This window comes from Sphingobacterium spiritivorum, assembly GCF_016724845.1.
In the GTDB taxonomy this organism is placed as follows: Bacteria; Bacteroidota; Bacteroidia; order Sphingobacteriales; family Sphingobacteriaceae; genus Sphingobacterium; species Sphingobacterium spiritivorum_A.
In genome coordinates this window covers 3,649,935-3,670,159 of record NZ_CP068082.1, presented here as the reverse complement: position 1 = coordinate 3,670,159, position 20,225 = coordinate 3,649,935, and the positions used below count along the sequence as shown (strand labels likewise).

General features: G+C 38.6%; 19 protein-coding genes. 10 read left to right on the top strand and 9 right to left on the bottom strand.

The window, feature by feature from the left end; all coding sequences use genetic code 11:
* Positions 1 to 23 precede the first annotated feature (23 nt).
* The gene (locus tag I6J03_RS15600) at positions 24 to 698 is read right to left on the bottom strand and encodes a hypothetical protein (RefSeq protein ID WP_003004537.1); all 675 of its coding nucleotides are present in this window, start codon (positions 696 to 698) and stop codon (positions 24 to 26) included.
* Between the two features lie 210 nt (positions 699 to 908).
* Here I6J03_RS15600 and I6J03_RS15595 point away from each other — a divergent pair, with 210 nt between their 5' ends.
* The 4 genes from I6J03_RS15595 to I6J03_RS15580 are packed head-to-tail and all read left to right on the top strand — an operon-like array spanning position 909 to position 5,013.
* Positions 909 to 1,679 carry an N-formylglutamate amidohydrolase gene (locus tag I6J03_RS15595; RefSeq protein WP_003004540.1) on the top strand — a complete coding sequence of 257 codons (771 nt, stop codon included), beginning with the start codon at positions 909 to 911 and terminating at the stop codon, positions 1,677 to 1,679.
* A 3-nt stretch (positions 1,680 to 1,682) separates the two neighbouring features.
* Complete coding sequence (locus I6J03_RS15590) at positions 1,683 to 3,524, top strand: flavohemoglobin expression-modulating QEGLA motif protein (RefSeq protein ID WP_201693798.1); 1,842 nt, start codon at positions 1,683 to 1,685, stop codon at positions 3,522 to 3,524.
* Between the two features lie 18 nt (positions 3,525 to 3,542).
* Entirely contained in the window at positions 3,543 to 4,550 is a 1,008-nt protein-coding gene (locus I6J03_RS15585) for an ATP-grasp domain-containing protein (protein ID WP_003004549.1), read from the top strand.
* 10 nt (positions 4,551 to 4,560) lie between these two features.
* Positions 4,561 to 5,013 carry a DinB family protein gene (locus I6J03_RS15580; protein ID WP_003004553.1) on the top strand — a complete coding sequence of 151 codons (453 nt, stop codon included), beginning with the start codon at positions 4,561 to 4,563 and terminating at the stop codon, positions 5,011 to 5,013.
* 62 nt (positions 5,014 to 5,075) lie between these two features.
* On the opposite strand, the gene I6J03_RS15575 is transcribed toward I6J03_RS15580, so the two are convergent.
* Positions 5,076 to 5,405, bottom strand: coding sequence for a HopJ type III effector protein (locus tag I6J03_RS15575; RefSeq protein ID WP_003004556.1), 330 nt, complete (start codon positions 5,403 to 5,405; stop codon positions 5,076 to 5,078).
* 538 nt (positions 5,406 to 5,943) lie between these two features.
* Here I6J03_RS15575 and I6J03_RS15570 point away from each other — a divergent pair.
* The 4 genes from I6J03_RS15570 (at position 5,944) to I6J03_RS15555 (ending at position 8,354) form a co-directional block, all read left to right on the top strand.
* Entirely contained in the window at positions 5,944 to 6,216 is a 273-nt protein-coding gene (locus tag I6J03_RS15570; protein WP_003004562.1) for a helix-turn-helix domain-containing protein, read from the top strand.
* Between the two features lie 239 nt (positions 6,217 to 6,455).
* Positions 6,456 to 7,118 (top strand): FadR/GntR family transcriptional regulator, encoded by a 663-nt coding sequence (locus I6J03_RS15565; RefSeq protein ID WP_003004569.1) that lies wholly within the window; start codon positions 6,456 to 6,458, stop codon positions 7,116 to 7,118.
* Positions 7,115 to 7,948 carry a sulfite exporter TauE/SafE family protein gene (locus I6J03_RS15560; protein ID WP_003004572.1) on the top strand — a complete coding sequence of 278 codons (834 nt, stop codon included), beginning with the start codon at positions 7,115 to 7,117 and terminating at the stop codon, positions 7,946 to 7,948. Before I6J03_RS15565 ends, I6J03_RS15560 begins: the two co-directional genes overlap by 4 nt.
* Positions 7,949 to 7,952: 4 nt before the next feature.
* The gene (locus I6J03_RS15555; protein ID WP_003004576.1) at positions 7,953 to 8,354 is read left to right on the top strand and encodes a DUF1634 domain-containing protein; all 402 of its coding nucleotides are present in this window, start codon (positions 7,953 to 7,955) and stop codon (positions 8,352 to 8,354) included.
* 173 nt (positions 8,355 to 8,527) lie between these two features.
* Here the strand turns inward: I6J03_RS15555 and I6J03_RS15550 are convergent, their stop codons facing one another.
* The 7 genes from I6J03_RS15550 to I6J03_RS15520 all read right to left on the bottom strand — a co-directional run bounded on the left by I6J03_RS15550 (position 8,528) and on the right by I6J03_RS15520 (position 19,150).
* Positions 8,528 to 9,904: a TlpA family protein disulfide reductase gene (locus I6J03_RS15550; RefSeq protein WP_003004577.1), complete on the bottom strand. Its 1,377-nt coding sequence runs from the start codon at positions 9,902 to 9,904 to the stop codon at positions 8,528 to 8,530.
* Positions 9,905 to 9,962: 58 nt separating this feature from the next.
* Entirely contained in the window at positions 9,963 to 11,429 is a 1,467-nt protein-coding gene (locus tag I6J03_RS15545) for a PKD-like family lipoprotein (protein WP_003004580.1), read from the bottom strand.
* 19 nt (positions 11,430 to 11,448) lie between these two features.
* The gene (locus tag I6J03_RS15540) at positions 11,449 to 12,150 is read right to left on the bottom strand and encodes a DUF4843 domain-containing protein (protein WP_003004583.1); all 702 of its coding nucleotides are present in this window, start codon (positions 12,148 to 12,150) and stop codon (positions 11,449 to 11,451) included.
* 14 nt (positions 12,151 to 12,164) lie between these two features.
* The gene (locus I6J03_RS15535; protein ID WP_201693797.1) at positions 12,165 to 13,592 is read right to left on the bottom strand and encodes a RagB/SusD family nutrient uptake outer membrane protein; all 1,428 of its coding nucleotides are present in this window, start codon (positions 13,590 to 13,592) and stop codon (positions 12,165 to 12,167) included.
* Between the two features lie 12 nt (positions 13,593 to 13,604).
* Complete coding sequence (locus tag I6J03_RS15530; RefSeq protein WP_232279639.1) at positions 13,605 to 17,075, bottom strand: SusC/RagA family TonB-linked outer membrane protein; 3,471 nt, start codon at positions 17,073 to 17,075, stop codon at positions 13,605 to 13,607.
* A 153-nt stretch (positions 17,076 to 17,228) separates the two neighbouring features.
* Positions 17,229 to 18,341 carry a FecR family protein gene (locus I6J03_RS15525; RefSeq protein WP_201693796.1) on the bottom strand — a complete coding sequence of 371 codons (1,113 nt, stop codon included), beginning with the start codon at positions 18,339 to 18,341 and terminating at the stop codon, positions 17,229 to 17,231.
* Between the two features lie 272 nt (positions 18,342 to 18,613).
* Entirely contained in the window at positions 18,614 to 19,150 is a 537-nt protein-coding gene (locus tag I6J03_RS15520; protein ID WP_003004601.1) for a hypothetical protein, read from the bottom strand.
* A gap of 212 nt (positions 19,151 to 19,362) precedes the next feature.
* On the opposite strand from I6J03_RS15520, the gene I6J03_RS15515 reads away from it, so the two are divergent.
* Both I6J03_RS15515 and I6J03_RS15510 read left to right on the top strand, forming a co-directional pair.
* Positions 19,363 to 19,932 (top strand): sigma-70 family RNA polymerase sigma factor, encoded by a 570-nt coding sequence (locus I6J03_RS15515; RefSeq protein WP_003004604.1) that lies wholly within the window; start codon positions 19,363 to 19,365, stop codon positions 19,930 to 19,932.
* A complete protein-coding gene (locus I6J03_RS15510) occupies positions 19,925 to 20,200 on the top strand; it encodes a hypothetical protein (protein WP_003004607.1) in 276 nt (91 codons plus the stop codon). Before I6J03_RS15515 ends, I6J03_RS15510 begins: the two co-directional genes overlap by 8 nt.
* The last annotated feature ends 25 nt before the right edge of the window (positions 20,201 to 20,225 follow it).

Genomic DNA, 20,225 nt, shown 5'->3' with positions numbered 1-20,225 from the left:
TTTTTACTAAAAAAATAGTAGTATTAATTCAATTGTATTCGGTTGGACAAATCTATCTGTCCGTTGATCAGATTTACGATTCCCGTCTTAAGCATCACAGCTTTTTTATTTGGTGATACTTTAGCGTTGGTATTTTCCTGATTTTTCACCGGATCGGTAAACCTGTAGATACTGGTATAATAGGCATCCTTAAATGCGTTTTGATTTTCAGCATTCAGCTTTCCAAATTCCTTCTTTCCTTCCGGAGAGAACTTGTAATTACGTGTAAATGCTTTTTTATTAGAGTCGAACGCATAGCTTGTATGCCCCGATACTTTAACCTTGAAATGATTAGAGAGTGTAGTTGTAAATGCATTCAAAGCCTTTACATCGGTAAAGTCACATTTAATAGAGGCAATAAAGTTTGTAAAATCGACCTTTGAACTGACATTGGAGATACCGGGTGTCTGTTTTAATAGTTTGACGATGGTATTGATCTCTGTCTGAATCTTGGATTTGGAAGGAATCTTTATACCATTGACCTGGTCAAGCATCATCAGTGAAGATGCTTTTGTCTTGCTTTTACTCAGATTTAGTGTTGCCTGAATACTTCCGGATCCATTGGACTTTAAATCAATTTCTTCTACGATATCCAGACACCCCGTCAGTGAAAGAGATACGACAAAAAGTATAATACAACTTATAATTCTTCTTAACATAAAAATGTGTTTCCGTTAAAGATATAAAAATTTTAGTTTGGGCTGTAAAATCTGTTTTGAAACAGCCATAAATGAATAACAAACATCGATCCAAGATCCACCTTACAGAGTATAAATAGCCATTTTCAGGGATAAGGAATCATCAACCTGCCAAACCATTTACTTTCCTGATTGTTAATATAAGGTACATCACATCGAATACCTCTGCTTATGGATATTGCTTATACATTGAAGAAAAAAGACGGGCCTGTATGGGCCTTTGCTGTACATGATGGCCATGTGGTGCATGACGATCTGCAGCGATTAATACAACTCTCCTCTTCAGAACGTCTGCGTGAAGAAGATCCTTACACAGGCATGCTCACAGCTATTGATACCAGCCAGTTTATAGTACATACATCCCGTTTTCAGGTTGATCTTAATCGTCCACTGGAAAATGCTGTTTACCTGCATCCTGATCAGGCATGGGGCTTACAGGTATGGAAGATACATCCTGAGGAAGAACAGATTCTTAAAATGCAGAACGCATATCACAGCATACTAAGCGAGATAGGCTTACTGTTAGAAGAGACTATCCGGCAGTACGGATATTTTATTATCTATGACATCCATAGTTACAACAGTAAACGTTCAGGTCCGGATGAAATAACGGACACGCTGACAAACCCGCAAATCAATGTCGGAACTATTCACAACGATCCTAAGTGGAGACCGTTTATCAATACGTTCATTTCTTACATAGAGACACAGAAGATTGACGGCCAACAAATTGATATCCGTGAAAATGTTAAATTTTCCGGCGGTAATCTGTCTAAGTGGATCAATGAGCGTTACGGGGCATACGGATGTGTATTGTCTATAGAATTCAGGAAAGATTTTATGAACGAATGGACAGGTGAGTTGTATCCTGAACGTCTGGAGGAACTCCGCCAGTTGTTGGAGCGCTCTGTCGCATTAATGGTACCCGATCAAATCAGTTAATATATGGAACAGGCTAAATCAATACAGAAAGCTATTCAGGCGATCAAACAAAAGGAGCCTGTACACATTCAGTTTGCCGGAGACGGCAAACTGGTTTTCAAACGGATCAATCCTTTTCTGCTGGTATACCGTATACCTGAATCCGGGAAAGATCAGATGATATCAGCTCTGGCCAAATCTGAGGTTTCGTTTTTAATTGGCAAAGAAAAAGACATTAATTTTCAGAGCATAGTGCAGCCTGTCGTGCGTCAGCTTATAGAAGAATTCGGCTCCTGCCTGCTTATCGAAATCTGGAGAGAAGAAGATCTGGAACAGGATATTGCCATTCATCTGTCTCAAAAGACTGCTCTTAATATTGCAGAAAAACTTCGTAAAAGCCTGCAGAGTAGCGATGATCCGTATATCCATCTCAACATAGATCTTCAAAAGGAAACGAAATTCCCAAAACCGTCAGGTACTGAACCGCTGGTCGATCCTCAGGCTCCGGAATTCAAACAATTGCTGGGACTTGGCCTGAGTATTAAACCGAGATATATAGACCCGCATACAGGCAAACCCTATCCTTTGATTCTGCGAAGCTACCGCGATACGTTTTCCAGAAGTATACGAAAGAGTTTTCTGGAATTTATACGCATGCACACTTCGATGAAAGTTTCCCAGTTTAAGATGCTGGGAACTACGGAGTTGCAACCTCTGGTATGGGAGATTGATCGCGCTTTAGCACAGGAAAGTCAGCGGTTTGATTTCTTATTACTTGTCAGTCCTATCAATTCACATGAGGCTTGGTTGCAATTCAGAAAAGATAAATTTATGAAAACGCCCCGGTTTCAGTATCGTCCTATGCCGATAGATCCTGAACTGGTAAAGCGAAATCTGTATAATCTGCGTATAGAAGATCTGGATGATCCGACGATTGCTTATCTGTTTCGTGATAAACGAAAAGAACTGGATGCTATGATGACCATGCTCATGGATAGAGGCAATACCGGATTCTTACATGGCAGTCTGCAGATATTCGGCAACGTGGATGATAAATTGCTGGAAACGGCAAAGGCTATTTTGGTTGTTTACGGAGGAGTCAACAAATCCGCAAATACAAATACCGAAATGCTGAATGCGCAGGAATTTGCAAAACTGGCGAGGGAAGAACTTCGCTTTTTGCAGCATCAACTTCCAACTTTGGAAAGCGGAGTTCGGGTACGGGAGGACATTTCCGGTATCATGGTCAATCGGGGAATACTTAATATCAGCACCCACTACCGTATAGAAAAATCACGCGCACTAGCTCTTCTGCAGCATGAAGTAGGGACGCATATCGTCACCTATTTCAACGGGAAATCTCAACCCTTCAAATTATTCAGTCTGGGTGTACCCGGTTATGAGCAGCTTCAGGAGGGGATGGCCGTCTTTTCCGAATTTATGGTCGGCGGACTGACTCCGGAAAGACTTCGTATTCTGGCTGCGCGGGTGGTAGCCGTACATCATATGCTTGCCGGAAATACATTTGTTGATACGTTCTTTCTACTTGTCGAAGATTATGAGTTTGATGAGGAAACAGCTTTTCATATGACGAGCCGGGTGTACCGCGGTGGTGGCCTTACAAAGGATGCCCTCTATCTCAAAGGATTATTGGGTATTATCGAATATATACGTCAGGGACGGAATCTGTCAGCACTGACTGTAGGTAAAATAAGGGAAGATTATATCCCTATTGTAGAGGAACTGACTCAGCGCGGTCTGCTCCTTGCCCCTGTTCTCAAACCCCGGTATCTTTCAGAACCGTATCTTCACAATATCAGTGCTATCACACAGGGCGGGAATATCTTCAACCTTTCTAAGTTCTAAAACACATCTATCTATTATATGAAAATCGCATTTGTTATTAATCAAACACACAAAGAAGAGGCAAGCTTCACGACCACCTTGCTGGCATTACGGGCTTTGCAGCGCGGGCATGACATCTGCTATATCGGATTGGCAGATTTTGTTTATCTGGAAGAAGAAAGAGTCGCTGCTCATGCCAGATCTGTAGCTCCTTCACCGGATATCAAAGACACTAAGCAACTTTTGGATATCCTGCGTTCTACCGCCAAACTACGGATCGAGATGGACCATATTGATGTCATGTGGTTGAGATTTGACCCGGTACTGGATATGATCGGCAGGCCGTGGGCCGCTACTATGGGACTTCAGTTTGCACAGCTTGCTCAAAAACAGAATGTCCTGGTCATCAACGATCCTCATGCATTGATTGATGCAGAAAACAAGTTGTATCTGGAAAACTTCCCGGAAGAAGTGAGACCCAAAACGATGGTAACCAGAAGCTATGAAGACGTATTGCAGTTTTTTGAGGAGCAGGATCAGCATATCATTCTCAAGCCCCTGAAAGGTTCCGGTGGAAAGAATGTATTTATGGTGAATAAGAATGAAGTCAAAAATCTGAAACAGATCGTTGAAGTAATCTGCAGAGACGGATATCTCATCGCCCAGGAATATCTGCCGGAAGCTCAGAAAGGAGATATACGTTTTTTCCTGCTGGATGGCGAACCTGTAGTTGTTAACGGTAAATATGCAAGTGTCAATCGCGTACAGCAGGCTGGAGAAATACGAAGCAACATTCATCAGGGAGCTAAAGCACAGGTTGCACATATCACTCCCGAGATCCTGACACTGGTCGGAAAAGTATCTGAAAAATTAAAACATGACGGCATGTACTTTGTCGGACTGGATATCGTTGGCAATAAGATCATGGAGATAAATGTATTCAGTCCAGGTGCATTGCCTCAGGCTTCAGCTCTTAATGAAGAGGATTACACAACTGTTATTATTGAAAATCTGGAGAAAAAGGTATCTTTAAATAAAAGAAATTAATATATTCCATATGCTTATAGATACCTTGCAGACACTATTTGAGCGGGATCTTCAAAAATTAAGAATAGAGATTCTCCTGTATAAACATGAAGAAAACCTTTGGATCGCAGAAAAAGGAATTGCAAACTCTGCCGGAAACTTATGTCTCCACCTTATCGGAAATTTAAATACATACATAGGTGCTGAAATAGGCAAAACCGGATATATACGTCATCGTGAACTGGAGTTCTCTCTGCGGGATATTCCAAGAGCTGAACTCATACGCCATCTGGATGATACGATAACGACAGTTCGCGATTCGCTGAATGCATTATCTGAATCCGATCTAGATAAGGAATATCCGATATTGGTATTTGATCAAAAGACATCAGTAATGTATTTTTTAATACACCTTACCACTCATCTGGCTTATCATCTCGGACAGATCAACTACCACCGAAGATTACTGGATGGTTGGGATTAATAAAAAAACAATAAAGGGTAATGATTATATAATCATTACCCTTTATTGTTTAACAGCTAATCTTATTTCAATTTCAAGGCCTCTCCCTCAAAACGGATACCCTCCCAGCCATTAATCATAAACTGTCGGATATTCTGATGGTCAGTACCTTCAGGTGTTTCCAGTACAGCGGCATAATGTTCTGCAAATAACGTCAATGTCTGGTCTTGGCTAAGCTCCTGATCCTGAGCAAATGCAAATACTTTCGCACTTCCCTGATTCTCGGTTGCAGCATTATATTGCAGTCCGTTTTGAAAAGCTGCAGGTGTATAATCATAGCGAACAGCGATGTAAGCCAGTACATCGGCAAATGTTGCTTGTCTGGCAGACAATTGAGCAAGTAATTCTTCCATATAATGATTTAATTTATTTATTCCCGATATCAAGTAAGGTACGAAATACGTCCGAAGGCATTCAAATTTACTATTTTAAAAGAATATGAGAATGAGCTACGGACAGAAAATCGAAAAATTCAGGTGTGACCTTATCATTCTGTTTTAGAGAATATTTAAATTTATCGAAGCGCTTGCGCTGTAATTTACGACTACTTTATTATAGAAGTGGAATCGGATCAGAGTCGTGGGGGGAATTACAGCGCGCGCATTCGACAATTATGAAAAAGAATCAAAAAAAGCTTCATAAAGCCTTCTTATAAAGAACTTGCTGACCCTATGGGTTAAAAAAGCACAATCGGATCAGAAATTACTTTTATTTAAAAAAAATTACACTCATGTTTTTATTGAATTTACAAAAATTGATAAACAACGAAAACAAACCTTTAAAAATAATTATTTTTACTCCATCAACATTAATGTCAATATTAAAGATAATATTTTATTATTCCAAATTTGGAATAATAAAATTCACAGATATGTACTCTTTTTGATATAAATGGTACAACAATATATTGATAGAGAAACATTAAGAGTAATTCGTCATAATCTTTGGAAGATTGCTAAAGCGAAAGAAATCACACTCGAAGATATAGAGGACCGAACCGGATTCAGTTACAGTCAGGTATACCGAATAATGAGAGGTGATAACAATATGTCTGTCAGCGGACTGATGGCTGTTTGCCGGGCATTAGAAATTCAGCCAGTCCAGCTTTTTGATTTCAAACTGGATATACCCCCTCATCTTCCTACACGCAGAAACAGAAAATAGTACAGGCTGTCTCTTCCTGACAAATACATATTATACAAATTTATATATGTTTTATAGAATTTCTGTGTAAGAATACCGGAATAATACAACCTGTTTAAAATACCATTAAGAAATGTTTTCCTGATGTATTATACAAAGTTTCCTTTTCTTGCTTTGTAACAATTTATGCTATTTTCCTTACAAACATATGATGTTTAAATTAAACATCATATGTTTGTATTGTTTTTTACTGTAAGATCATGATAAAACAAAAAGAAAGACTATCAGATCAAGTCTATAAGCGCATCAAAGAAGATATACAGCATGGTCTGTATGTGGCCGGACATAAGATTCCCAGTGAGAGTGAATTAATGGATATCTATAAAGTGGGACGCTCTACCATAAGGGAAGCTATCAATTCCTTAGCCAGCTCGGGTATACTGTTGGTCAAACGAGGTGACGGAACTTACGTTCGACAGCTATCAGAAGAGTCTGCTATCGATGAACATTTACGGACGGCAAATTTTGAAGAAGTAAATGATGCCCGCAGGCTTTTAGAAGCTGAACTCGTGCGCAGAGCCTGTATTTCTGCTACCATACCGCAACTCAATAAGGTAGCACATTACCTGCAACTCCGGAAAGAGGCTATCCTCACGGAAGATAAATCCGCCTGTATCCATGCTGACATACAATTTCATCTGCACATTGCGTCAGCTGCTAATCATCATGTATTCTTTATTTTATACCAGAATTTCACACATCTAATTTCTAATTTCTTTCAGGAACGTGAACCTCGCGGAATCAGCTACTTTGCGATGAGTCATCATCTGCACGAACAGTTGTTTGAGGCGATTAAAGCTAAGGATGAGCAACAGGCTCTTCATGTATTGGCTAGCATCCTGACTAATAATCATTCATCATGACCATCCTTATCTTTTCACTTATCCTGCTTTTGGGAGCTTACTTTGCCGGTCTTTTGGGATCACTGACCGGATTAGGAGGAGGCGTTATTGTTATCCCTCTGCTTACACTATATTTTCATGTAGATATCCGGTATGCCATTGGTGCAGCTCTACTCGCCTCTATTGCTACGTCATCCGGTGCAGCTACGGCATATGTAAAGGAGGGTATTACAAATATCCGTCTCGGAATGTTTCTGGAAATCGCTACGACGCTGGGAGCTGTGATCGGAGCACTTGTAGCGATCTATACCCCCACAAATACTATTGCAGTTATATTTGGTGTCGTACTCATTTTTTCAGCTGCTATGACTTTAAGAAAGAAAAACGAGAGCGCACTTACAGAAGGCAGTAAACTGGCTGAAAAGCTCAAGCTCAACAACGATTACCCTGTTAATGGCAAAAGTGTATCTTACAAGCTGACGAATGTAGCCGGAGGTTTTTCTATTATGACACTTGCAGGCGTGATATCCGGACTGCTGGGTATTGGTTCGGGCGCATTGAAAGTCCTGGCTATGGACGGAGCTATGCGTATACCATTTAAAGTGAGTACGACAACCAGCAATTTTATGATAGGTGTAACTGCAGCAGCCTCGGCCGTTGTATATCTGCAAAGAGGATATATGGATCCGGGAATCGCTTTTCCTGTGATACTGGGTGTACTCGCCGGAGCATTTACAGGCTCGAAGTTACTGACCAGAATCAATCCAAAAGTATTACGGATCATCTTTGCGGTAGCCATCACACTGGTCGCTATCGAAATGATCTACAACGGTCTTAATCATCAATTCTAATCATATGAAAAAAATATTTTCTAAAGACTACTGGGCAGATCAGGATATTGAGATTCTGGTAGGTCAGATATTAAGAATCGGTGTTATTTCCGCCTCAATAGTAGTGATCATCGGAGGTATTGTTTACCTTATTGCTCACGGGCAACAACTGGTACCGGACTATCAGCATTTTGTTGGTGAAGGGGAAGTCAATACTACAATAAGTGGTATTCTGGAAGGTGTAGGCAAATTTCAGGCACCGCAGATCATTCAGTTTGGTGTTGTCATTCTTATTGCTACCCCTGTATTACGGATTATCTGTTCACTTTTTGGATTTGTTCTGGAAAGAGATCGTCTGTATATTATTATTACCTGTATTGTACTGGCTATTATCACCTTCAGTATACTAGGAGGAGTCAAAGGATAGGCAGACAATACAATCTGTACTTAATATGTAAGAACTGTTGTTATAATTATTCTCTCTTTCTTAAGGAAAGATCCCGATGTATTGGTAGAAAAGTTGATAATAAAAGTGCAGAACCTCTCCCTAACCCTCTCCTTAGAAAGGAGAGGGAATTGGGTAACAACAGTTTTTCTTTATTATTTATCTGCTTCTGAAAGTAACAGTTCTTTTAATTTAGGGTCTGAAGGACGTGGAGCATCTACAGTAACAATTTTTCCGTTCTTATCGAAGACCAGAAAACGAGGAATAGTATTTATTTTATAATAATCAGAAAAATTATCTTTTGATCCGGCAAATAGCTGTATCCCACCCAAACTTTCTTTTTTAATTATTTCTAACCATTTCTCTTTGTCTTCATTGTCATCTACTGAAATGCTTACTATCTGGATAGGTTTACCCTGAATATCTTTTTCAAGCTGTTTTAAATAGGGAAACTCTGCTTTACAAGGTCCACACCAGGTTGCCCAGACATCAACCAACACTATTTTACCTCTTAGACTGCTAAAAGAAATCTGGTTTCCATTCTTATCTGGAAAATCAAACTCAAAACCGTCGGTTCCCCGGTCATAAGTCAGTAAAGGAGCTATAAGACTAATGTAATTTTCTTTTTGTGTTTTGGTAAGCAAATATTTTCCATATTTATCAGTAACAGATTTATATCTTTTGTAATCTTTGATCTGAGCTAGATATTCAAGCACTAAATCTCCTTTTAAGGTGTCATTTGGTATATACTCGATTGCCTTGACCAGACCATCACTACCAACTTTATCCTGCTCCATATTCATCCAGACTAAGGACGAGAGCACCTGTTGGCCATAAGGGTAATTGTATATTTTCTGTGTATTTACAGCCAATTCTTTTGTTTTTAATGTAGCATAAAAAGGACTGTATTCTTCAACTTTAGGATGTACCGTTCTGGCGCTGCTGCTTATAAAAAAAGTTGCATAGTTGATCAGATCCATTTGCATAATGGTTTTGATTTCCTTGTCAAATCGGATATTACCGGTAGCTTTTCCTACTAAAAAATCTCTAGATTTAGCTATTATGGCCTCCTGTTGTGGAAAATAGTCAATATATGTACTCTGAACTTTCATAAAATTGATGGATTTTTGAAACAATGAATTAGTAAAATCGAACCACTGTTTCATAATCGTATTTTCTTTTGAATTTGATGTACCGTTAAGCAGGTAGGTCGTATCCATCAACGTAATATCAAGCTGATCCTCCCCTTTCAGATAAAACTTGTAGTTATCCATTTGTTGATTTTCATTTCCTGTCCCTAATACATATATACCTTCGTAATCCGGAAAAAACAGAAAGCCGAACCTCCCGCTTTTTGCTACTGTACTGTTTGCAATTTCTATGATCCGGCCTTCGCTGACTTTGAACAACCGTACATTATCTGCTTTATATTTCAATTCTCCTTTGATTTGCACAGGATTGGCTTTTTGTTGTCCAAAGAGGCACACAGACATCGAGACTAAAACAGCTGCATTTAAAAATTTTTTTATCATTTTTCTTATTCTTAGAATTAAGCAACCAAAAAAGCACTTCAGATTTCCTGCTCAGAAATCATTTCTTATTTTTATATTCAAGGTATTTAATTTTCTTAAACCCGGTATATTCCTTTGCATAGGTATCACCTTCAAAATCGCCTGTATTGCTAATGTCAAATTTGTATATTTTACCTTCTCCGCCCTGATAGGTAGCTGCTACAAACTGCTTATTATCATCAGGATAGTCAACTACAAGGCTTGTTGACTGTTTCAGTTTAATAGCCGTTATCTCCGTACCTGCGGGAAAACTATATGCCAATCTTGATTTCTGAGCAGGTATATCCAACAGGTAAATTTTATTGTTCACCGCATAATACATATGCGGAAACATTCCGGAAAAGGCAAAAAGACTGGCATTCTGTAGTTCAGCTGCGTCTTCAACTTCATATTGTTCCACTGCAATAACATCAGTAAAAGCACTGGCATCTACCGTATATACAAAGAACTTATTCTCGTTATTATTCTTCATCAGGCAGTTATAATAACTACCAAAGCTCGAGCCTGCTCCTCCAAAAACCATTTCTTTACCAACATTTCCAGGATCAAAAGCAGAGCCCGGCGGATTAGAAAGGGAAGATATAGATGCGTAAGAATGAGCCAAAAACCTCTGATTCTTAACATCATACAACAGTGCATAGTCCCCAAATGTGAACGGGAAAATATAGGGTGATATTTTCCAATCCCCCTTTATAGGAGCCCCAAATTTATAAATCGGGTCTTCACCACTCATTAGACTTAACGAATATAACTCACTATCATTTACAACAAAGGCTACGGCTCCTAACTTACCATAACTGTAATTTTGAACATTAACAACAGATGGCATAGAGAAAAACCAGTCTTTCATTTCGTCTATTTTTTTAAACCCTGCATAATTAATTTCAATTGCATTATTATCAGCCAGTACAAATATACGTTGTGCATTGCCACGCCCTGAATTTACGACCCTTATGGTATGTGCATTATCAGGTAAACTCTGACCATTGTTAGCCGTTTGATAAAGGTTATGAAACACTTCATCACTCGCATTAATCATAGAGATTTCCTGTTTTCCGTTCGATATATCCTCCAATATCATCCAGCCTTCACTCAGTCTGGTGCTAACCGCTATTTTGTATTCTTTGAAAAACAGCACTCCAGTCTGTGTATCCTTGACCGTGTAAAGTATGATATAATTACCTGGCAACAATTCTATTTTCACATCAAGATTTTTTGTATTACTGATAGGATAAGAAGTTTTTGGATTGGCTTCAGCATATGCCAGCCAGGAATAGACAAGTTTATCCTCATCCACAGCCATAGTTTGTTCCAATCTGGGTGTTAGTTTCAGATTATCATATTGAAAGACAGGAATAGTTCCTGTTACCTGATCATCGATACTGATCTGATTGATGGGAACCAAATCATAGTTGCCTTTATCTTTGGAACAGCCTGCAATTAACAGGTAGCATATTCCCAAAAGTATACTGCTATATTTTTTCATGTCTGTTTGATTAAAAAGATTAGGGGAACACTACAGGTTCATTATATTCATCCATTAGCGGGCTATTATTTTGAGACTCGTATTCCAATAAAGCGTTTTTACAGGTTTGTGTAATAAAAAACATTTCACTTTCATTAAACTCATTAAAGCTGATATATCCTGTATTTTCTATAATAAAGTCATATTTGGTATTACTATACTTTCCAAGATAGTCATCGGTCCATGTTGCAGGTCTGGAAAGGTAATTATTAATCTTAATCAGATAAGTAAGCTGGTTGACTATGCCGGGTTCAAAATCTTCTGAAGCTATTATTTTTACCCATAGTCTGCTTTCCTTTTCTTTGAGTGAAGTAGCTTTCTTTACCAATACCTGTATATGACCATCAAATTTACCGGCTTTAATTACTGCCGGTAACAACTGATAACTTTCCTTATCAGCCAAAGAGCTGTTCATTAATTCGTAATTTACTTTGCGGTCATAATTTACTACATCCCCCATAATTCTGAGCGGGATTAGAATGGTATCGTTTTGCGTATTATCCGGCCGTACAGCAAAAGAGTAAGTAACGCTGTCATTTGTGTAAAAGCTCTGCACCCATGACTGACTAGTCTTATAGATATATACCATTGGTTTTTGATCAAAGGACATCAATTTATCCTTTTGACAGGCTGCACTTACTAAACAAAGCAAGCCAATAATCAGATATGTATATTTTTTCATCTGTTTTTGATATTTTATTCAGTGACATATTCTATTTCATCGTCAGGTAATGGCAGTACATATATTTTGCTGCTAACCTCAGGCCCGTAACCATCTATCTTCAACTTATTTTTGCGTTTGTAGTAGTAAAAGAGTTGACCCTCCTGATAAAATTCTTTTTTATACTCCTTAAAAAGCTCATTTTCAATATCTTCATCTGATAAAGTTTTTAATAACGCACGTAACCCCCGGTTTGCTCTTACTTCATTCAGGAGGTCAATTTTTTCATCTTTATCGTTGCTCGTCTCAGCACAGATATAGTACATTTCAGAAAGCCTGATCAAAGGAACTCTCTTTATTGTAGTAGCGCTGGCATTACTGCCAATATCATCAAACCGATACTTTACAGGATATTTTGTGGCTGTTGGACCATCTGTTTTCCATAAATTCAGGTACCGGTAATCTGTACTTCCTCCAAATCTGGTTTCAAAACGAGTGTTGATAAAATCATTTGTGTTATTAAGTATCTGGCTGGCATCCACTGTTGCTCTGAATAATTCATCGTTAATTTCTCGTAGATTGGCTACATAAACTGCAAGCAAATGTTCGGTGCTGAAGGTTCTGTCAGGGGCAGAATTACTGTTGCTGATAGCAGAAGAGCTTATAAAAGGAAATTTTTTTGCATCGATCACTTCCTTAGCCTTTTGATATGCCAGTACTTTTTCGTCCCTGTACAAATATATTCTTGCCATTAGGCCGGTTACAGCCCAGTAGTTCATATGATTACGGGTAAAGGATCTATATACGTCACTGTGTCCATAGTAGACGTTTTTGTCAGCTGCCAATAGTTTGCCGGCTGCATTAAGATCATTGATACATTCATCGGTTACTTGTCTCAGGCTGAGCGAAGGTCTGATATTCATATCAAACTCTTTTCGGTATGGAATAGCCTCGGTATCCATATTACCAACAGGTACAGGACCAAAGGCTCTCAACAGATCAAAGTGTAAAAAAGCTCTTAATGCCAGCGCCTCCCCTTTGATGATCTGATAATTGATTCCGCTAAACACATTCTGTTTTTGATCTATTTGTTTCAATAAGTTATTAAGGTTGGCTATAGCTTTATAAGACGAATTCCAGAAAAAATCAATTTTAGGTCTCGTCATTATACTATTGTAATTGTAGTTTCTGGCCTGATAATAACTATGTGTATTGAGACTAACGTCATAATTTTGGGCAAGGACTTCAATGAGCCCCATTGTGCACTCCCGTCCGTAGAGATCACGGGAGGCCATTTGGGTATATACACCAGTCATTGCATCTTTGAATCCTTGTTCATTTTCAAACAGCACAACTTCACTTACCTCAGTTTTAGGCCTTATATCGAGCCATTTTGTACATGCCGTACCGTACAGGCTACAGGCAAGTAAGAAGAAGAACAAATATTTATTTTTTAGTTTCATAGCTTTAGCTCATTAAAGTGAGGTACTTATATTGAATGTAAAGTTTCGGGCAAAAGGGTAATCTAATCCGCGTTCGGCCTTTATAGTTGCAAATCTGAATAAGGAATTAGACTGAAAACTTACACGTGTATTTTTCAAGCCCCATTTTGCAGTGATTTTGTTTGCAAACAAGTAGCCTAGTGAAAGACTTTCCAACTGAATAAAATTGTCTTGTTGTAAAAACCTTGAAGTAGCATTGGTTGGTGTGGTAACAGTCTCTCCGTTAAGATCTACTATACCTTTAAAAAAAGTTTTATCACCCGGCTTTTGCCATCTTCCAAGCAATACCCGTTCATCAACGTTGCGAGACATATTTGCATTCTCTATTCGGTCCGCCAGTGTCTGGTTGTACAATTGTCCTTTCCATTGATAGCTAAAATACAGGCCTAACTGTATGCCTTTGTAGTTAACATTCGTTCCCAGGTTACCTCTCAGCTTTGGCAGAGCATCCCCTACAATCACTTTATCAGATGCTCTCCAATCATAAGTAATATCACCATTTCTCTTAATAAAAATTTCCCGGCCGTTGCTAGGATCTATACCTGCAGAACGCACTGCCCAAATGGCATTCACTGATTGTCCTTCTTCAAATCTGAGCTGTGGTCTGAGTTGCTTTAACTTACCGTCAGGATCCCGGATAGCATCATTGTCCTGATTCATCCTTTTTAAAGAATTGGAGATTTCTATTATTTTATTTTGGTTGTGAATGCCATTTATAAATACACTCCAGGTGGTAGATTTTTCCATATTTCGCAGAATAAACACATTGACATTTCCTTCAATACCTCTATTCTGAAGCCTTCCTACATTTTCCTTATAACTGCTTACACCTAATGAAGGGGGTGTATTAATGTCTAATAGCATATCGTTGGTAGTTTCCAGATAAGCATCGATACGTATACCGATTCTGTCTTTCAGTAAAGAAATATCTGCTCCCAGATTTCTTTTTAACGTTTGTTGCCAGCGTAAAGATTCGTTTCCAAAGCCCATTAATGACGCCCCTAACATACCCAAATAGTCCTGCGAAGTATTATACTGATAGGTACTTATCCCCATAAAAGGTGGAAACTGCTGATTTCCAGTGGTACCTATTCCAACTCTTATCTTGAATCGATTGATGGTTTTCTTACTCAGCTCTGACATAAAATTTTCTTCATGCAGGTTCCAGCCCAGACCAGCAGCCCAAAAGGGTGCATAACGGTTTCTGGCTCCAAATTGCGTAGATCCGTCGATATTGAAGGAAAAATCAGCAAGATAGCGTCTGTTATAAGTATAGTTTAGACTGGTGAATGCTGAAGCTCGCCTGCTGATATTATTTTTGCCGATGGGACGACTGTCTTTTTGGTAACCGTTTCCTAAAAAAACCTCATCAAGTCTGGTATTTGGAAAACCTCTGACAGTAATACCATAGCTTTGGCTATTTTGCTGAGCGGCAGATATACCCCATGTACCAAAAATAAGATGCTTATTAATACTGCGACTATAGTCAATAAAGAGACCTGCATCATAGGATAAAAAACTGCCGTTGGTTTTGCTATATCTTCCCCTATTAAAATATTCCGGATTATTATAATCTGTCATTTTGACGAAATCAGTATGATCTGCCGGCAGAAAGAGATCTGATTGATCTTTTTGGCTGGTAATTCCCAATTTCCCGGTTAATCTAAGACCGTTATCCAATCGTAATTCCAGCATAGTATTGTTATTAAAGCCTACATACTTAGCATAGTTTGCTGTACCTAAAGTAGCATTGTACATGGGATTAGAAACAATATCCTCATAATCTAAATAGCCTGGATTTAAAATAATTTCCATTATTTTTCTAATTCTGCCCTTTTCGTCATATGGCGACCAATATTGATTAAGAGATGAATAGTCAGCAAAACTTCCCCACGGCGATTCGTCAGCACGGTTGGCGCTGATATTTAACTGATTTCTGACCAACAGGCTTTTCTTTCGGTAAGATAAAAACATTCCTCCATCGTAGTTTTTTCTTGAAGATCCCTTCATTACACCACGATTTGCCATATATCCAAAATTTACACCATATCGAATAAATTCGTCCCCTCCCTCTACGTATAAAGACTGCTTATTACCTATACCTACTTGTAAAGGTTGAGACAGCCAATAGGTATCGACCCCCATTACTACATCGGCTCTTCTTTTTGAATACAACTTATCATAATAGAGTTGGTTCTGAGGGTTCAGTCTTGCATCTTTATACATTCCTGCCTTCACTTCCAGATCAAGTTTGTCGGCTGCATTTAACAGTTTATATGAAGTAAGATCTGGCCCTGTAATTTGCAGGGTTGAGGTATAGCTGAGCTGTAATTTACCTTCTTTAGGCCGAATAGTCTCCACTACTACTACACCATTTGAAGCTCTGGATCCATAAGCCGAAGTACCTACAGCATCTTTCAGAATAGTAATACTGGCCACACGATTAATATCAAGATCATATATTTTTTGCAAACTGACCTCAAAACCATCTAATATAAACAGGGGCATACTGGGATTAGATACATAAGCGGACATAAAATCAGCTCCTGAACTGGGAATTTTAGCAGATCCTCCCTGCACAGGAAAGTTATTAGTACCCCGTAAACTGATTTGAGGGAGTGTATTAGGGTTGCTGCCCATCTGTATATTATCGGGCATGCGAATAGCGGGATCAAATACTTTCAGGGCTTGCAATACATTCATAGCATTGACTTCCCGGAGTTCCTTGCCGGTAACTGTAGTCGCCGCTCCTGTAAAATTTTCAACTGGTCTAGAAAACAATCCTGTAACGACCACATCTTCCAGTTCATTTTTGCCTGGTTTTAATACAGCTATAATGACATTTTCATTACCCGGTTTTACTTTATATACTTCGTACCCTATATGTGTGAAGATTAGTTCTTCATTCCTATCCGAAATTTTTATACTATATTTTCCGAAAGAGTCGGTGATGGCAGTAACCTTACTGTTAGCCTGCCTGATTGTTACTCCAGGAATAGGTTTATTTTTTTCATCTGTGACCCACCCCGTAACCGTAATCTGCATTGTCTGATACCCTATCATTACTTTTGAAACCACTGGTTTTTCTTTGACAATGATACTGTTATCATAGATTTCATAATCAAGAGGTTGTCGGGTAAAACATGCTTCCAAGGTTTCTTTTAAAGAAGCTTTACTTACGTTGACAGTTACATTTTTAGCTTGTTTCATCAGCTCCGTACTGTACACGAAATCATAACCACTTTGTTTACCTATCTCTTTAAATATCTGCTGTAGTGGTGCATTTGTTTTATTCAAACTTATCCTCTGCGCATAGGAGGCTGTACTAATTTGCACAAAAAATGTGGTGAGCATAAAAAGAGTCAGATGAAAACGCATCAGACATCTCATCCTATCGATTTGCCGGATCTGACTTGAAACCAAATGGTTCAGGTGAAATTTCATACATTTAAATTTAAATCCCCTATTTTTTGGAAACAGGGACTGGTTAATAGTTAGTGTGATTGAGGTTTAGTATACGTATCAATAGTAAAGCAATATGGTATCCCGGGCAGGATATTCTTTTCGTTTACTTTTTGATCTGTTATTTGTAAATGTTTATATCACGATCACCCTCCTTCCTTTTATTTGAAAATCGACTTTGCCTGTTGATTTTAGCAGATGTAAGGTTTTTGTCAGTGGTCTGTTAACGGATATTTTGCCGTCAAAAGTTGCCTTATTTGTCTTATTGACATAGACAACTTCTATATCATACCATCGTGCTATTTTGCGCATAATGCCATAGATATCTTCATCTGCAAAACTAAATTCCCCGTTTTTCCATGCTACCGATTCTTCAACATCTACCTCTGTTATCTGTAGTGTATTGCCGCTATAACAAGCCCCCTGCCCCGGTTTCAATAATACATCTGCTACCGAAGCATTTTCAGTATGTATTTTTACAGTACCTTCCAGCAGAGTGGTACGGACATACCCGTCATCCTGATAATTGCTTACATTGAAATGTGTACCCAGCACTTCTATATGTTGTTTTTCCGTTTGGACAATAAAAGGATGTTCTTTATCCTTTGCAATCTCAAAATAAGCCTCTCCTTTGAGTTTGACTATACGGTTCTTTAATCCGGAGAAAGAGCTTGGAAAGCTTATAGAAGATGCAGCGTTAAGAAACACATGCGACCCATCTGCTAAACGCACCTGCCATTGTCTTCCCCTCGGTGTCGAAAGGGTATTCTCCGCTTTCTCTTTTACTGCATGTGCATCCGCAACAGTAAAGACGACTTCTCCGTCCGCTGTTTTGGTCACTTTAATACCTGATTTTCTGGCCAGATCACCCTGCTGTGCATCTTCCAGACTAATCTGCTCACCACCGGATAAGGTAAGCATGGCTTTATTCCCGACTGATTGTACGATCACAGAATGGTCTTCCGGAAGGGAAGCCTGCTGTCCTCTATAATAATAAAGCAGACCTGCACTTAAAAAAAGTACTAAGGATGCCGCCACGGCTATCTGTTTCCGTCTAATGATCTTCCTGTTGACTGATCTGTCGGTGAGTTGCATATCCATAAGCGAGATCCAATCACTGTACGATAGACTATCCGGCTGTTCTGCATTATGCAGCACATACCAAGAATACAGAAGATTTAATTCTTCTTCCGTACATCTATTGTTACGATATCTTTCCAATAGCGCTTTTGCTTCCTGATTTTTCATTCAAAAGGTTATATACTCTGGTTTAGTATATGACGGCAATCCCACCGGTTAAGGGCTAGTCTATTTGAAAAAAAATAACAGAAATATTATCGCCAGCTTTTGAAATAACAAAAAAAACACTGATAATCAGATTCTTAAATAAGAAATTTTGAAAGTAAAAACTCTTAGTATATGGGAATTACTAAAGTTTGCGGTGAATTAAGGATGGAAAAGAGGTAATTATGCGGTGTGTCAGGGAGTAACTAAATTATATTCACTGATCTTTATAGCGCTCAGGTCAATACTCTTATTTTTACTTTTTGAGCTATACGGGGTTTCTGCCTGTAAAACTCCTGATAAAAATCGTCAATACCTCCCAGATCATGATGAATAATGATATACTCCCTGCGACTACTGGACAGCCTTATACTTCCCGTATAAGTATTGTAGACGGCATGTCTGATATCTTTCCAGTGAATCACCTTTTCTTGTCCCCGGGTATTATAACAGGTGATATGATGTTCATTATAAAGTACGGTATGCACATAATACAATTTTAGATTATAGACTCCCAATATGCCAAACAAAAGAAAAACGGAAATTGCAAGCACTGTCGCAGCAGCATCTATCTTTGAATAATCATATATCACACCACCTACGATGCCTGCGCAAATCATCAGACAGCAATAGCCAAAATACATATAAGCAGCATGCATACGCATCTGCAATCTGTTATCAGCTGTACGCCCCGCCTGAGCAGAAGTATTGATGCAACGAAAAATGAAATAACAGAGCAGCCCTGCTATTGCTATAGTCACAATGCTTTTCATAGGTTCGCATTTTAGGATTAATAAATTGGAGCGCACAAACTTGAGGGTTTATGATCCGAATACAAGATAAGCAATATTATCACAGTATTTAAATAGGGTAACCTAAATATTTTTTACAACAAAAAAATCCGGAAATGACAAGGATTAATAATTATATCCGGACAATTTGATACTTTTGAATGCTGATATTTGCAATCAATTATTAAATACCTATGAGTTCTTCCCAAAAAGATGTTGAACTATGGATCGAAAACTATTCCGGATCGCTACTGAGACAGGCTTATTTTTTATTGGCCAATAAAGAGGATGCGGAAGATCTGGTACAGGATGTTTTTATGACTGCTTTTCTGATGAAAGATCGTTATCAGGGAAAGAGTAGCCCGTTGACCTGGCTTAAAGGCATTTTAAACCACAAAGCCGCTGATCTGTACAGACGCAAATACAAGGGTAATGAAACTGTCAGTATGGATTACTTTTTTGATGAGAACGGAAGCTGGCGAGATCAGGATGTACGGCATCACTGGGATATCAGCACAGACACATCTGCATCTCTTCTGGATAATGAGAATTTCAATAAATCACTTCAGGAATGTCTTCAGGCACTCCCTCAGAAATGGGGATTTCTAATCAGGCAATGTTACATTCAACAAAAAAAAGCAGAAGAAATCTGTCAGGAAGTCAGTATTTCAACGACTAATTACTGGAAGATCCTGCAACGAAGCCGTATGCAGCTACGAAAATGCCTCGATATCAAATGGTTTAATAACACGAATAATGCTTGACAAGATCATACATACTATCATTCTCCCCTGCAGTCAGGCAACACTGTTAGTGGAAAAGAGATTGCATATGGATATTCCGGTATGGAAAAAAATACAGCTCGGCGTACATCTGAAGGCCTGCAAATCCTGTCATATCTATTCCAAGAAAGCCGACTTTATTGAACATGCAATTGCCTATTATATCAAACAGCATGAGGGGGATGCAAAAAAATATTTTACTGACAACAAGGACTTTATAGAAAAAGTTAAACAAAACATAAAAAAATAACTTCTTTCTGTGTCAGGATTTTGAT